At 73.1% G+C, this 13,646-nt stretch carries 12 protein-coding genes and 1 tRNA gene; 5 read left to right on the forward strand and 8 right to left on the reverse strand.

Annotated elements, in window-relative coordinates; translation table 11 throughout:
- Positions 1-105: 105 nt before the first annotated feature.
- The 3 genes from pgm to ACFU74_RS30830 form a co-directional block, all read right to left on the reverse strand.
- Complete coding sequence (pgm, locus tag ACFU74_RS30820; protein WP_380762674.1) at positions 106-1,758, reverse strand: phosphoglucomutase (alpha-D-glucose-1,6-bisphosphate-dependent); 1,653 nt, start codon at positions 1,756-1,758, stop codon at positions 106-108.
- Between the two features lie 215 nt (positions 1,759-1,973).
- A complete protein-coding gene (locus tag ACFU74_RS30825) occupies positions 1,974-2,273 on the reverse strand; it encodes a YciI family protein (protein WP_380762677.1) in 300 nt (99 codons plus the stop codon).
- Between the two features lie 115 nt (positions 2,274-2,388).
- Positions 2,389-2,468, reverse strand: a tRNA-Tyr gene (locus tag ACFU74_RS30830).
- A gap of 318 nt (positions 2,469-2,786) precedes the next feature.
- Here ACFU74_RS30830 and ACFU74_RS30835 point away from each other — a divergent pair.
- Complete coding sequence (locus ACFU74_RS30835) at positions 2,787-4,325, forward strand: FAD-binding protein (protein WP_380762680.1); 1,539 nt, start codon at positions 2,787-2,789, stop codon at positions 4,323-4,325.
- A gap of 54 nt (positions 4,326-4,379) precedes the next feature.
- Here ACFU74_RS30835 and ACFU74_RS30840 read toward each other — a convergent pair whose 3' ends face one another.
- Positions 4,380-4,799: a GNAT family N-acetyltransferase gene (locus tag ACFU74_RS30840; protein ID WP_380762683.1), complete on the reverse strand. Its 420-nt coding sequence runs from the start codon at positions 4,797-4,799 to the stop codon at positions 4,380-4,382.
- Positions 4,800-4,859: 60 nt separating this feature from the next.
- On the opposite strand from ACFU74_RS30840, the gene ACFU74_RS30845 reads away from it, so the two are divergent.
- A complete protein-coding gene (locus tag ACFU74_RS30845) occupies positions 4,860-5,198 on the forward strand; it encodes an ArsR/SmtB family transcription factor (RefSeq protein WP_380762685.1) in 339 nt (112 codons plus the stop codon).
- 54 nt (positions 5,199-5,252) lie between these two features.
- Here the strand turns inward: ACFU74_RS30845 and ACFU74_RS30850 are convergent, their stop codons facing one another.
- The gene (locus ACFU74_RS30850) at positions 5,253-5,729 is read right to left on the reverse strand and encodes a ricin-type beta-trefoil lectin domain protein (RefSeq protein WP_380762687.1); all 477 of its coding nucleotides are present in this window, start codon (positions 5,727-5,729) and stop codon (positions 5,253-5,255) included.
- Between the two features lie 424 nt (positions 5,730-6,153).
- Positions 6,154-8,721, reverse strand: coding sequence for a collagenase (locus ACFU74_RS30855; protein WP_380762689.1), 2,568 nt, complete (start codon positions 8,719-8,721; stop codon positions 6,154-6,156).
- Between the two features lie 427 nt (positions 8,722-9,148).
- Between ACFU74_RS30855 and ACFU74_RS30860 the strand changes: the two genes are divergently transcribed.
- From ACFU74_RS30860 to ACFU74_RS30870, 3 genes are read left to right on the forward strand one after another with little or no spacing between them, the layout of a single operon-like run.
- On the forward strand, positions 9,149-10,447 hold the full coding sequence (locus ACFU74_RS30860) for a serine hydrolase domain-containing protein (protein ID WP_380762692.1): 1,299 nt from the start codon (positions 9,149-9,151) through the stop codon (positions 10,445-10,447).
- Positions 10,448-10,491: 44 nt separating this feature from the next.
- Positions 10,492-11,043 (forward strand): hypothetical protein, encoded by a 552-nt coding sequence (locus tag ACFU74_RS30865; RefSeq protein ID WP_380762694.1) that lies wholly within the window; start codon positions 10,492-10,494, stop codon positions 11,041-11,043.
- A gap of 31 nt (positions 11,044-11,074) precedes the next feature.
- Positions 11,075-11,662, forward strand: coding sequence for a hypothetical protein (locus ACFU74_RS30870; RefSeq protein WP_380762696.1), 588 nt, complete (start codon positions 11,075-11,077; stop codon positions 11,660-11,662).
- 61 nt (positions 11,663-11,723) lie between these two features.
- Here the strand turns inward: ACFU74_RS30870 and ACFU74_RS30875 are convergent, their stop codons facing one another.
- Positions 11,724-12,263 (reverse strand): hypothetical protein, encoded by a 540-nt coding sequence (locus tag ACFU74_RS30875; RefSeq protein ID WP_380762698.1) that lies wholly within the window; start codon positions 12,261-12,263, stop codon positions 11,724-11,726.
- Positions 12,264-12,352: 89 nt separating this feature from the next.
- A partial coding sequence (locus ACFU74_RS30880) for a hypothetical protein (protein ID WP_380762701.1) occupies positions 12,353-13,646 on the reverse strand: 1,294 nt, incomplete at its 5' end.

The raw sequence follows: 13,646 nt of genomic DNA on the forward strand, positions 1-13,646 counted from the left end.
CCGGTGGGGCACCCCACCGGGCCGCGACGTCGCCGTAGGCGTCAGGCCTCGCAGGCGTCAGGCGCCGCAGACATCAGGCGCCGCAGGCATCAAGCACCGTGGAGATCAAGCACCGGCCGGACCGGCGAGCACCCCGTTGACCAGGGTGCGCGCCTCCTCCTGGACCCGGGCGAGGTGCTCGGGGCCGTGGAAGGACTCGGCGTAGATCTTGTAGACGTCCTCGGTGCCGGACGGCCGGGCGGCGAACCAGGCGTTCTCGGTGCACACCTTGATGCCGCCGATGGCCGCGCCGTTGCCGGGGGCCTCGGTGAGCACGGCGGTGACCGGCTCGCCGGCGAGGTCGCCGGCCGTGACCTGCTCCGCCGACAGGCGCGACAGCAGCGCCTTCTGCTCGCGGTCCGCCGGCGCGTCCACCCGGGCGTAGGCGGGGGCACCGAAGCGGGCGGTGAGGTCGCCGTAGTACTCGCTGGGGGTGCGGCCGGTCACAGCGGTGATCTCGGCGGCGAGCAGGGCGAGCAGGATGCCGTCCTTGTCCGTGGTCCAGACCCCGCCGTCGCGGCGCAGGAACGACGCGCCGGCCGACTCCTCGCCGCCGAAGGCGATCGAGCCCTCCAGCAGGCCGTCGACGAACCACTTGAAGCCGACCGGCACCTCGACCAGCTCGCGCTTGAGGTCGGCGGCGACCCGGTCGAGCATCGAGGAGGACACCAGCGTCTTGCCGACGGCCGCGTCGGCGGGCCACTCGGCGCGGTGCCGGTAGAGGTAGTCGACGGCGACCGCGAGGTAGTGGTTGGGGTTCATCAGACCGCCGTCCGGGGTGACGATGCCGTGCCGGTCGGCGTCGGCGTCGTTGCCGGTGGCGATGGCGTACTCGTCGCGGCGGGCGATCAGCGAGGCCATCGCGGCGGGCGAGGAGCAGTCCATCCGGATCTTGCCGTCCCAGTCCAGCGTCATGAAGCGCCAGGTCGGGTCGGTGACCGGGTTGACCACGGTGAGGTCGAGGCGGTGGGTCTCGGCGATCCGGCCCCAGTAGGCGACGGACGCGCCGCCCAGCGGGTCGGCGCCGATCCGCAGCCCGGCCGCGCGAACCGCGTCCAGGTCGAGGACGGAGGCCAGGTCCTCGGTGTAGACGGTCAGGTAGTCGTACCGGCCGGTGGTGGCCGCAGCCAGGGCACGGGTGTACGGGACCCGCTTGACGCCGCGCAGGCCCTCGCGGATCAGGGCGTTGGCACGGTCCTGGATCCAGCCGGTGGCCTCCGAACCGGCCGGGCCGCCGCTCGGCGGGTTGTACTTGAAGCCGCCGTCGCGGGGCGGGTTGTGCGAGGGCGTGACCACGATGCCGTCGGCGAGCGACTGCGGGTTGCGCCGGTTGTGGGTCAGGATCGCGTGCGAGACGGCCGGGGTCGGGGTGTAGCCGTCGGCGCTGTCCAGCAGGACGGTCACGCCGTTCGCCGCCAGCACCTCGACCGCGGTGGCCCGGGCGGGCTCGGACAGCGCGTGGGTGTCGGCGCCGAGGAACAGCGGGCCGGTGATGCCCTGGGCGGCGCGGTACTCGCAGATCGCCTGGGTGGTGGCGGCGATGTGGTCCTCGTTGAACGCGGCGTCCAGCGAGGAGCCGCGGTGGCCGGAGGTGCCGAACGCGACCCGCTGGCCGGGCTCCTCCGGGTCCGGGTGCAGCGTGTAGTACGCCGTCACCAGCCGCGCCACGTCCACCAGGTCGCCCGGCTGCGCCGGCTGTCCGGCCCGTGCGTGTGCCATCGTCTACTCCCACTGGATTTCTCGCCGTGCGCCGGCCCGCGGCCCGACGCTTCCTTGCCCCGTGCTCACCGATCGTAGCCAGTGCACGACCGGTCGCCGAACCCGGGCGGGCCCGCCCGGGCCGTGGGCGCGCCGCCCGCCCGGACCGGCGGGCATCCGGGCGACGGCCGGGCGGGTGACCAGGCGGGTGACCAGGCGCTCGGTCAGGCGGTCGGTCAGGCGGGGAGCTGCTGCCGGTGGGGTTCCAGGGCCGGGGCTACGCTGGTGGCGAGGAACTCCGTCACCCGGTACTCGACGACCCCCGCCACCGCGAACGGGTCGGTCCGCGCGATCGCCTCGACCGCCGCCCGGTCGTCCCCCGCGGCGATGATGATGCCGCCGTCGCGCGGCACCTTGCGCCCGGAGGCCAGGAAGGCGCCCTCCTCGTAGTGGCGGCCGAGCCACTCCACATGGGCGGGCAGCAGGGTGTCGACGCGCTCGACCGGCGCGGTGTAGGTCAGCTCCAGAACGAACATGCGGCCGAGCCTATCGGCCGCGGCAAGCCCCCGCCGAGCACCCGCCGACCGGTGCCGCCGGGGCCCTCGAACGCCGCCGCCCCGGGCCGACGGGCGGCCCGGGGCGGTCCCGAGGTGGGCGAGGATGGATTCGAACCACCACAGCCGAAGCGGGGGCTTTACAGGCCCTTGGGCTCTCCCAGGCCCAGCTCGCCCTCGGTGTCGGTCCTGCTCCCGACACCCCCAACCCTCTCCCGATCACCGCGGCCGGACAACCGGATTTCCGGCCACCGCGATCACCCGCCGAGCCCCAGGAGCCCCACCGTCCCGCCTGGTCAACATCGTTGCGGCCGACACCGGCGGCTGTCCGGATCCTGCCCCCGGCCCTTGGAGTGGTGTAGACCGCGTGCCGTCCACGGCGGCCGGGGCGCCGGACCGACCGTCACCGAACCGTTCAGGTCGGGGCTATTGCGCGTGTACGTGTCGACTGCGATACAACACTGCTCATATGACGATTGATCGGAGATATCTGTAATGAGCAAGTCAGCCCTGCCCCGCCGCAGTGTGATCGTCGGCGCGACTGCCACCGTCATCGGGTGGAACACCGTGGGCCGTTCCTGGGCCGTGGCGGAGGCCCCCGTGGACGGCCCCGCCGGCGCTCCCGCCACCGCCGCCGCCGGCGAGGCCCCCGCCGACGCCGCCCTCGCCGCACTGCCCCGGCTGGACGGCACCCTGGTGGCCGACGCCGAGACGCTGGCCCGGTTCGGCGGGGACTTCGGCCACCTGGTGACCGCCGCGCCGCGCGCCGTCCTGCACCCGGGCTCGGTGCGCGACGTCGCCACCCTGGTCGGCTTCGCCCGCCGGCACCGCATCCCGGTCGCCATGAACGGCCAGAGCGGCACCGGCAGCGCCGCCGAGCTGGAGTCGCACTCCAGCTACGGCCAGGCCGCCGTGCGCGGCGGCGTCGCGATCGACTCCCGGCCGCTGAACCGGATCATCCGGATCGCCCACGGCCGCGCCGTCGTCGAGGCGGGCGTCACCTGGGCGCAGCTGACCGACGCCGCGCTCGCCCAGGGCTGGCTGCCGCCCAGCCTGACGGACTACCTGCACCTGTCGATCGGCGGCACGCTGAGCGTCGGCGGCATCGGCGGCGGCGTGCAGCGCCACGGCTTCCAGGTGGACACGGTCGAGTCGGTGGACGTCGTCACCGGCACCGGCGAGCTGGTGACCGCCTCGCCGAGCAGCAACCGCGAGCTGTTCGACGCCGTACTCGGCGGCGGCGGGCAGGCCGGCCTCATCGTCCGGGCCACCCTGCGCCTGGAGCGCGCCCGCGAGCGCGCGCTGGTGCTCAACCTGTTCTACGACGACCTGGCCGACTACCTCGCGGACCACAAGAAGCTGATGCTCGAACGGCGCTTCGACCTGCACGTCGGCGACGTCGCGCGCAACGCCGCCGGCACCGGCTGGAAGTACAAGGTGGAGGGCGTCGTCCTCTACGACGGCACCGCCGCCCCGGACCGGGGGGCGCTGGTGCGCGGCCTGCGCTGCCTGCCCGCCGAGACGACGTTCCTGGACCAGACCGCGCGCGAGTACGCGTTCCGGGTGGACGGCTTCGCCGGGTACCTCCAGGCGGCCGGCCTCTGGTCGCAGCCCAAGCCGTGGATGAGCCTGTTCCTGCCCGCCTCGACCACCGAAACGTTCATGCGCGAGGCCACGGCGATGCTGACGCCGGAGGACCTGGGCGCCGGCCTGCTGCTCTTCTACCCCTTCCGCACCGATGTGATCACCCGCCCGATGACCGTGATGCCGAAGGAGCCGGTCGGCTTCCACTTCGACCTGCTGTCCTTCCCGTTCCCGGGCGCCGACCACGCCGCCGCGCTGCGCCGCAACCGCCGGCTGTACGACCTCGCGGTGTCGCTGGGCGGCAAGCGGTACCTGATCGGCGCGATCCCGGACGTGACGCGTGCCGAGTGGCGCCGCCACTACGGCGCGCAGTGGGGGCGCGCGGTGGCCGCCAAGCACCGCTTCGACCCGGCCGGGATCCTCACCCCGGGCCAGGGCATCCACTCCTGACCGCCGGGCGCCCGTCCGCCCCGCCCCCGGGTCCAGGGGGATGGCGGGCGGGCGTCACACCAGCCGCTGCATGCCGACCGATGCCGGGGCCGTCCCGACGAACCCGAACTTGGCGTAGAGGCGGTGGGCCTCGCCGTCGGCGATCAGCGTGACGCAGGCGCCCTCGGGGGCGCGCTCCTCCAGTTCTGCGGTCAGCCGCTCCATGATCCGCATGCCCAGGCCGCGCCCCTGGTGCGCCGGGAGCACGCAGACATCGGCGATCTGGAACACCGCGCCCCCGTCCCCGACGATCCGCCCCATGCCCACGGACTCGCCGCCGCGGTGGACCGTCACCCCGAACCAGGTGTTGGGCAGCCCCGCCGCCACCGCCTCGGCCGGCCGGTCGCTCATCCCGGAGGCCGTCCGCAGGTGCCGGAAGGTCGCGACGTCGGGCACGCCGACCCGAACCTCGTAAGGGTCATTTATACTTTTCATGCATTACATCATACCGGCGAAGACGGACGGCCCCGTCAACCACCGGGTTACGGTGGGGCAATGAGCTACCGCCACCCCGCCCGTGAGCAGATCCGGATCGAACACGTCCTGACCGCCCTCGGCAACCCCGTCCGGCTCTCCGCCGTCCGCGTCCTGGACGGCGGCGGGGCGCACAACTGCGGGAGCGTGCTCACCGCGATCGGCATCGCCGCCAAGTCGACGATGACCCACCACTGGCGGGTCCTGCGCGACAGCGGCGTCGTCCACCAGCAGCCCTCCGGCCGGGAGAACCTGCTGCGCCTGCGCCGCGAGGACCTCGACGCCCGCTACCCCGGCCTCCTCGACGCCGTCCTGTCCGGCGCCCGCAACGACGAACGGAACACCCCCGCCGGCCCGTGAACGCCGTGCCCGGAGCGGCTCCGGGCCGCTCCGGGCACGGCGGTGGGCATCGGATCAGGCGTACGCCAGGCTGATCTGGTCGTTGAAGACCACCCAGTGCTGCCCGCGGTCACTGGCGTCGCACGGCTTCACCGCGACGTTCGGGGTGCCCCAGGCGTTCGCCAGGCAGTACCCCGGGGCCAGGGTGAGGGAGATCTGCTGGCCCGAGACGCTCCAGTACTGCCCCGGGTCGCGGGAGTCGCACGGCTTCGTCGAGATGCTCGGGGTGCCCCAGGCGTTGGCCAGACAGTAGGCCCGGGCGTTGCTGAGCGAGATCTGCTGGCCCGAGAGCGTCCAGTGCTGGCCGGGGTCGTTGGTGTCGCACGGCCGCGTCGCGACGTTCGGGGTGTCCCACTCGTTGCCCAGACAGTAGAGGCCGGGGGTGCGGTGGGCCCGCGTGGTGTCGGAGGCCCCCGCCTGGCCGGCCGGCAGGAAGGACGCCGTCAGCGCGAGCGCGGCGACGGCGAGGGTCTTGCGGAGTGCGATTGCCATGGAGGGATTCCGTTCTCGCTGTGGGTGGACATGCGAAGGACGCGCGACCAGGAGGGCCCTCTCGGCGCAGGTCCGAGCGCACGGCCACTGGCAGCACCGACATTGGTAGCACCGATCGCCCACCAACCACCGGAGCCGAGCGACGCATTCATCCGAACGCGCGACTGCAACGCACACCTACTGACGTCGGCGGAAGCTCAAGTCGATTTCCCCGGAGATGATTTGACCCTCCCCCACCCACTCCTCGCCGCGCACGGCGACGCCGCCCGCAGGAGGACGCGAGGGGGTGCGGCAGCCGCCGTCGCCGCACCGGCCCGGACCTCCGCATCGAGGCCGGCCCGGCCGCCGGCTGAACGCCGCCACCGGAACGGCTGCGGGGCGGACGGTGGAAGCACCGTCCGCCCCGCACCCGCTTTCGCGCGTGTCAGTACCGGGTGGTGATCGTGACGCCGCTGAACGCGGTCTTGCCGTAGAGGGTGATGTAGCGGTAGCCCTCGGTGGTGTTGGTGACGGTCAGGGTCTGCGTGGTGCCGTTGTTGGTGGAAGCGGCGGTGTAGGAGGTGTTCGACGCCCAGCGGTCGGCGTTGTAGTAGAGGTGGGCCGTGCCGGTGCCACCGCTGGTGGAGACGGTGAGGGTAGTGGTGCCCGCCGGGAGGTAGATGTAGAGCTGGTCGAGGCCGCCGGAGGCGCCGGAGCGGTCGGCGCGGTAGCAGTTGTAGTCCATCAGCCGGGTGTCGGAGTTGGTGCAGGCGGCGGGCGCGGGGGGCGCGGTGACGGTGACGGACTTGCTCGCGGTGGCGGTCTTGCCGTTGCTGTCGGTCACGGTGAGCGTGACCGTGTAGGTGCCGGGCGTGCGGTACGACTTGGACGGGGAGGCCGTCGAGGAGGTCGTGCCGTCGCCGAAGTTCCAGGACCGGGTGGTGATGGTGCCCTTGCCGCCGGTCTCGGTGGAACGGTCGGTCAGCTGGACGTTGAGGTCGCGGACCGTGGTGTCGAAGGCGGCCTTCGGCGTTCCCGCGGTCAGGCAGAGGTCGGCGGCGCAGGCGTCGAGCCAGTTGGTGAAGCCGGCGTCGTAGCGGGTGCCGATGCCGTTGTAGTAGGCGTAGCCCTGCTGGTAGTTGCCGCTGCGGAAGTAGTAGAGCATGGTCTGCACGACGCTCGGGTACCGCTCGATCATGAAGCGGACGGCCAGGTAGCCCCAGTGGTAGGTGCGGACGACGTCGCTGTTGAGGTAGGTGCTCTGGAGGAGGGTGCTGAGCGCGTAGGTGTGCTTGGGGGCCTGGGCCACCGCGTTGGTGTCGGTGACGCCGCGGTAGGTGTAGGAGACGTACTCCGCGACGCCCTCCAGCCACCACAGGTTGGGCACGCTGGTCTGGTCGTAGAAGTCGCCCTTGAAGTTGTAGCGGGCGTCCAGGGCGTGGGCGTACTCGTGGTTGAGGTTCCAGATGCGGGCGGTGTGGCCGTTCTCCTTCGGGTGCCGGTACATGATCGAGAGGGGCTGGTTGGCGGGGTCGCTCGGGATGCCGGTGAGGGTGATGCCCCCGTTGGCGGTGTTCGCGCCGAAGATCGGGCCGGCGTACGTCCGGTAGTCGGCCTGGTCGGCGAAGACCACCACCTGAACGGACGACTGGTACTGGCCGGGGACGGGACCGTTGTCGCGGACCAGGTTGTGGAAGAACGCGTCCTCGCCCTTGAGGTCGGCGCAGACGGCGGCGAGTTCGGCCGCGGTGAGGTCCTGGGCGCGGATGGAGAGGGTGGCGTTGCAGGTGTGGCTGATCGGCAGCACCGCCTCGGCCAGCCGTCGGGGCAGGTCGCAGACGCCGTAGGAGGCGCACTGGCCCTCGTCGAAGGAGGCGGCCGCGTTGGCGACACCGACCCACAACGGGGCGGTGGGGCCGGTCATCGCCGAGCCGTCGAGCAGGCCCTTGATCAGCGGGCGGACCTTGGGCTGGAGGGCCGGGTACTTGACGTAGCGGGCCAGCTCGATACCGGCGTAGGACGCCAGGTAGTAGTTTTCGGTGCCGAGCAGGTCCAAGTGGTCGCGGGTGAACGCGGCGAGGGTGTCGACGATGCCCGGGTCGGCGGCGACGGCGGCGCCGTAGGCCTTGTTCTGGTGGCCGCGGTCCAGCGGGGTGAAGGCGCTGGCGACGAGGTTCAGCAGCTTCTTGGAGGTGTTGTACGAGTTGTTGTAGCCGCTCAGCACCTGCTTGTAGGTGTTGAGGTAGCGGTGCTGCAGGTTGGCGCTGTCGGTGAGGATGATGGCCTCGGCCGCGACCGGGGCGTTCGCGTCGGTGGCGTCCGCGAAGTGCGGGCCGGCCACGAACGCGTCCAGGCCGCGCGTCACGGCGGCGGTGAACGAGGGATCGAACGCGCCGACGTGGACGGGGTCCTTCTCCTGCACGTAGTAGCCCGCGCGCAGGAACAGGACGACCTGCCAGGTGCCGCCGGAATTGTCGCCGGGGTAGGAGGCGGCGGCGCTCTGGAAGGCGTCCGCCATCGTCATCATCTGGCTCTGGCGGAACACGCCCGAGGCGTACGGGCTCCCGGCGATCAGGAACAGCGAGCTGACGCACTCGGGGGTCGAGGCCTTGACGTAGGAGACCAGGGCGGACCCGGTCCGGCCGCTGAAGTCGGCCGGCGTGCAGGACGGCGCGGCGGCGGGCAGCGGCACCGTCAGTGAGCGCGGCGCGGCCTGGGGCGGGCCGCCGCTCTCGGCGGAAGCCGTACCGGACGCGCTCGGCGGGGCGATCGGTGACAGCTGCTCGGCCGTGAGCCGACGGGCCTGCGGCGCCCCGGGGCTCTCGGGATCGGTGAACGGACTGCCGGTCACCCCCGCCGGGCCACCGGAAGGCTGGTACGGGCTCGCGGTGGCCGGCGCCGGCGCGGAAGCCGGAGCTGCGGCCTGGCTCGGTCCGGCGGCTATGCCGAGCAGGGTGGCGCCTGCCGCGGCGACGGCGGCCAGCCGTCCGGGCATGCGTGAGAGCGGACGCATCGTCATTCCTTCGTGGGGGAAGGGAAAAGGGGGGCGCCTCGGGCATGGGGGGGTGAGGGCGCCGAGGTGTGTGACGAACCGTCTCACAGGACAGACTGCGCATCAATAGCCTGTGACATGTCACATGCGAAATGATGGCGATGGCGAGCCCGGTCCGCAGCGCTGCACCCGCGCACGCTCCGCAGGAGAACGGTGAGCGCGCGGTTGCGCCGCACCCCCTCCTCGAAGAGCGTGCCGACCGGCGAGAGGATCGAAGGGAGCAGCATCGCCACCGGCAAGTCAAGCCCCTTGGCGATGATTTGACGGCCCGTCGCCTCCGTCGACGGCTCACCGCCGCACCCCCCGCAGGAGGACGCACGGCGGGTGCGGCGGCTGCGATCCTGGTGGCCGACGGCCCGGGGCCGCCGGGCGGGAAAGGGCGGGGACCATGACCAACGTTCAGGATCGGACATCGCGCCGGCGCGCCCGGCTGGGGGCACGGCTCGCCGCCGTCGCCCTGGCCGGGGCCACCGTCGTCGCACTCGCCCCCACGGCGGCGGTGGCGGCGGGAGGGACCGACGCGTCCGTGGCCGGGGCCGCGGAGGAGCGCCGGCCCCGCGTCAACGGCCAGCAGGAACTGCGGGACCTCGTGGAGCGCGGCGGGATGACCGCCGCACTCGCGGAGATCCGCCTCGCGGGCCGCCCCCAGTGGCGGGGCGCCGCCGGAACCGCCGACCTGGCCACCGGGCAGCCGGCCAGGTCGGACGGCCGCTTCCGGATCGGCAGCGTGACCAAGACCTTCGTGTCGACGGTCGTCCTGCAACTGGTCGGCGAGGGCCGGCTCCGGCTGGACGACCCGGTCGAGCGGCACCTGCCCGGCGTCGTCCCGAACGGCTCGGCGATCACCGTCCGACAGTTGCTGAACCACACCAGCGGCCTGTTCAACTACACGGAGGACCCTCGGTTCCTGATCAACGACGAGGCCGAACTCCAGGACTTCGCCTACGGCAAGTGGCGCTACCGGGGCTACCGCGCCGAGCAGTTGGCCGCGGTCTCCGCCGAGCACCCGCCGTACTTCGCGCCCGGACAGGGCTGGCACTACTCCAACACCAACTACGTCCTCGCCGGGATGATCGTCCAGAAGGTCACCGGCCGCACCTGGCAGCGCGAGGTCGAGCGCCGGATCGTCCGTCCCCTGCACCTCGACGACACGGTGTTCCCCGGCTCCGAGACCGGCCTCGGCGGCCCGCACGCCCGCGCCTACCTCGACATGCCGGCGGGCCCGGCCGACATCACCCGGCTCAACCCGAGCCTCGTGGACGCGGCCGGCAACGGCATCTCCACCACCGCCGACCTCAACCGCTTCCACGCCGCCCTGTTCGGCGGCCGACTGCTGCGACCGGCCGAGATGGCGGCCCTGACGGACACCGTGCCGACCGGCTCGGAGGCCGGCGAGTACGGCCTCGGCGTGCTCCGCATCGACCTCGGCCCCGGCTGCGTACCGGCCTGGGGCCACGACGGCGGCCTCCCCGGCTGGAGCACCCTGCTCCTCGGCAGCCGCGACGGACGCCGGCAGCTCGCCCTGTCCCACAACCCCTTCGTCGGCAAGGACGACTCGGCAAGCGGCGAGGCGATCGGTTCCCTGGTGGCCAAGACCCTCTGCGACCCGCCGACCGGTGCGAGCGCCTTGGCGGCCCCGGCCCCTCGGTCCCTCCCCCTGACCGGCCCGGACCTCGCCGTCCGGTAGGGAATTCGGATGTTCTGATGGCGGGACCGTGCGAGCATCGGCGGGTGAACCACGACGAGGAGCCCCCACCCGCCGATCCCGCCACCCTCCGCATCGACCTCGTCGACCCGCCGAGCGGCGACTACGCGATCACCACGATGTACTCCGTGCCCGGGGACGCCTGGCATGTGGAACTGGAACTCGTCCGGGAGCAACGGACCGTCGCGATCGCCGTGGTCCCGGACGAGGACCCGGCGCACGAGCCCACGGTGTGCTTCGTTCCCCGGGAACGGCACCTCGACATCCCGTTCGGGGTCATGCGCTGGTTCATGGACCAGGTCGAGGAGGAGATCCGGACGTCCCGCGCCTGGATGCGGTTGCGGCCCGAACTGGTGGAGGTCGTCCACCGCTTGCGCCGGGAACACTTCGGTGCCGTCGTCGACGACGACTTCGACGAGGTGCTTGTGGAGTTGCGGGGCGTGGTCGCCGGGTCCGACCTTCCCGTCGTTCTCGCGGCCGCCTTCGGCCGGCACACCGACGGCACCGCCCTGGACGGCATCCAGGCGTTCCGGCTCATCGACGGGAGCGCGGCGGGCTCACGTGTCGGGGGTGGATGATCGGCGTCGCGCCGGGGTCGGGGAGGTTGCCGTGTTGTTCGGGTCGCGGGCCGGGTTCGGGTTGGAGTTCCACATCGAACAGGACCCGGATCTGCTGTGCGTCGACATCTTCGTCGGCGGGCTCCGGGTGAACACGTGGGACAACGCGTTCTACCCGCCGCTGCTGGTCAAGAAGCTCAAGGACGAGGCCGCTCGTTTCCGCACGCCGACCGCGGCACCGGCGGAGTTCACCTCGCCGTCCGAATCCTTCCGCATCGCCGAGGGCTGGATGTACGAGGACGACGGCGGTAGCGGGACCGACCCCTCGGTCGCGGAGGCGCTCGCACGGTGCGAGTTCCTGGAGTGGGGGGAGTGCACGGACCAGGTGACGGCGCTCGCGTTCCCGGACGGGGAGCGGCTGCACCTGGTCTGCCGGGTCCGCGATGCGGACGGTCCCGCCCGCGGCGCCGGGGCCCGGCAGGAGCCGGTGGTGGCATCGGTGAGCCGAGCGGTGTTCGTCGAGACGCTGGAGGGCGCCCTCGCCGTCGCCGAACGCGAGTGGTCCACCCGGCTCGCCGCCCTCCTCGACCGCGGCAGGGCGGATGATGGCGGCACCGCGCCCGGCGCAGGTTCTCGGTAGTCGGCCGATGCGGGCCGGAGCCTGCAGGGCCGTGCTGCAGGCTCCGCGCCGGGTGGCGGGGTCAGTTGTCGTCGGCGACGGCGAGGGCGTTGGTGATCAGGCGGGTGGCGAACTCCTGGTCCTCGCCGACGATGCGGTTGATGTGCTCCGCGAGGATGACCGCGGTGGCCTCCAGCGGGTTCATCTCCGCGCGGGTCCAGTCGCCGTACTGGGCGCGCCAGAGGTTGGGGCTCAGGCCGATGCCGGCGGCGACGAGGAGGCCGGCCATGGTGGGGACGATCTCGCGGCGGAAGGTGTTGGGCATCATCCGCATCGTGGAGATCAGGGTGGGCACCACGTACTCGACGACGTCCTTGTCGTGCTCCTCGCAGAGCTTCCGCAGCCACTCCATGTACATGTAGATGAGGGTGCAGACGCCGTCCAGCAGCGCGTCCGCCTCCGCCGGGCCCATGGAGGCGGCGAACTCGTCGGCCAGCCGCTGCTGTTCGGGGTCGACGCCGCTCCTGCCGTCGTAGACGGCCTTGAGCCGCGAGTCCATCACCATGACGGCGGTGCTCACATCTCCGGCGCGGGCGTAGGCGGGGTCGCAGGGTGACGACATGGGAGTCCTCCTCAGCCGGCCGCAATGGGTAGCGGCGCGTGTTCGCAGGGTAGTCCTCCCGGGGGTCGGGGATTCGCCGAATGCTCCTCTCAGCCGGTGGTCACCCGGAGGTTGACGAGGAGGGTGGAGCCGTCGGCGGAGGTGGCGAGGACGCGGCCGGAGCGGTGCCAGTAGGTGACGGTGCCGCCGTGCCGGCGCACGCCGACCCGGGGGTCGGAGGCACCGGGGACGTGCAGGGTGAGCGCGGGGGCGGAGGACCGGCCGGCGCCGGCGTGGACGCGCAGGTCCGGGCCTTCCGGGACGGTGAGCGCCCAGTGGTCGCCGTCGGTGGCGGGGCCTTGCGAGACGCGGGCGTCGATGCGGAGTTCGGCGTCCGGGAGCTCGGAGGTCCAGCGCAGCAGGGTGTGGCCGTCCGGCCCCTCCGCGAAGGTGGTGAGCAGCTGTCCGGTGGAGAGGGCGACCGCGTCGTGGGGCAGGTCGGACAGCGCGTCGTCCACCCGCAGGCGCCCGCGCAGTTCCCAGCCGGGCAGGTCCCAGCGCCACACCTCGGTGAGCGCGGACCGGTCCGGCAGCGGCGAGCGGACGACCGCCGCGCAGCCGTCCGGGGTGCGCGCGATGCCGCCCGTCAGCCGCTGCTCGCCGCCGAGTTCGCGCCAGACCAGGGTCGGACGCGGGGCCAGGGTGTCGAGGACGACGAGGGCGCCCCCGTCCTCGGCGAGCAGGTGCCGGCCGTCGAAGGACGGCGCGAGGTGCCGGGTCCGCAGGGTGGTCCAGGGGCGGACGGTGCGGGTGGCGAGGTCGAGGTGGGTGAACGCGCGCAGCTCCGGGCCGTGGTGCTCGACCACCAGGGCGCTGCCGCCGTGGTCGGCGAGCACGAGCCGGTCGGCGGGAGTGTCCCAGCGGGCGCGGGTGCGGCCGTCGGGGGCGAGCAGCCGGACGCCGGCCTGGCCGCAGGCGACCAGCAGGGAGCCGGAGTCGAGCAGGGCGGCGTCCAGGACCGGGAGCGTGCCCGGACGGTCGGCCGCGGTCCAGGCGGGGGCGGTCGTCCGGAGGCGCGGCAGTGGACGGGGGCGGGGCAGGTCGGCGGCCGTCAGCGGGTCGGCGCGGCGCAGCAGTCGGTCGAACAGGGCCTTCTCGGCCGCGCCGCCGGGACCGTCCCCGTGGGCGCCGCCGAAGCCGCCGTCGCGGACGGCGGCCCCGGCGGCGGCGGTGGCGAGTTCGCGGTCGGTGGCCGCGTCGGCGGCCGGCAGGCCGGCGAGCGCGGTCGCCAGGGCGGCGCGGCCGGTGGTGCGGGGGTCGCCGTCGCCGTCGAGGACGGCGTGGGCGAGCGAGCGGGTGGCGTCGCCGGCGCCCAGGGCGAGCAGGTACGGCAGGGCCCGGCCG

Source organism: Kitasatospora sp. NPDC057500 (assembly GCF_042802195.1).
Classification (GTDB): Bacteria; Actinomycetota; Actinomycetes; order Streptomycetales; family Streptomycetaceae; genus Kitasatospora.

Excerpts from the sequence above, each read along its gene's own strand:
- pgm (WP_380762674.1), bottom strand. The coding sequence starts at position 1,758 with ATGGCACACGCACGGGCCGGACAGCCGGCGCAGCCGGGCGACCTGGTG.
- ACFU74_RS30825 (WP_380762677.1), bottom strand. The coding sequence starts at position 2,273 with ATGTTCGTTCTGGAGCTGACCTACACCGCGCCGGTCGAGCGCGTCGAC.
- ACFU74_RS30835 (WP_380762680.1), top strand. The coding sequence starts at position 2,787 with ATGAGCAAGTCAGCCCTGCCCCGCCGCAGTGTGATCGTCGGCGCGACT.
- ACFU74_RS30840 (WP_380762683.1), bottom strand. The coding sequence starts at position 4,799 with ATGAAAAGTATAAATGACCCTTACGAGGTTCGGGTCGGCGTGCCCGAC.
- ACFU74_RS30845 (WP_380762685.1), top strand. The coding sequence starts at position 4,860 with ATGAGCTACCGCCACCCCGCCCGTGAGCAGATCCGGATCGAACACGTC.
- ACFU74_RS30850 (WP_380762687.1), bottom strand. The coding sequence starts at position 5,729 with ATGGCAATCGCACTCCGCAAGACCCTCGCCGTCGCCGCGCTCGCGCTG.
- ACFU74_RS30855 (WP_380762689.1), bottom strand. The coding sequence starts at position 8,721 with ATGCGTCCGCTCTCACGCATGCCCGGACGGCTGGCCGCCGTCGCCGCG.
- ACFU74_RS30860 (WP_380762692.1), top strand. The coding sequence starts at position 9,149 with ATGACCAACGTTCAGGATCGGACATCGCGCCGGCGCGCCCGGCTGGGG.
- ACFU74_RS30875 (WP_380762698.1), bottom strand. The coding sequence starts at position 12,263 with ATGTCGTCACCCTGCGACCCCGCCTACGCCCGCGCCGGAGATGTGAGC.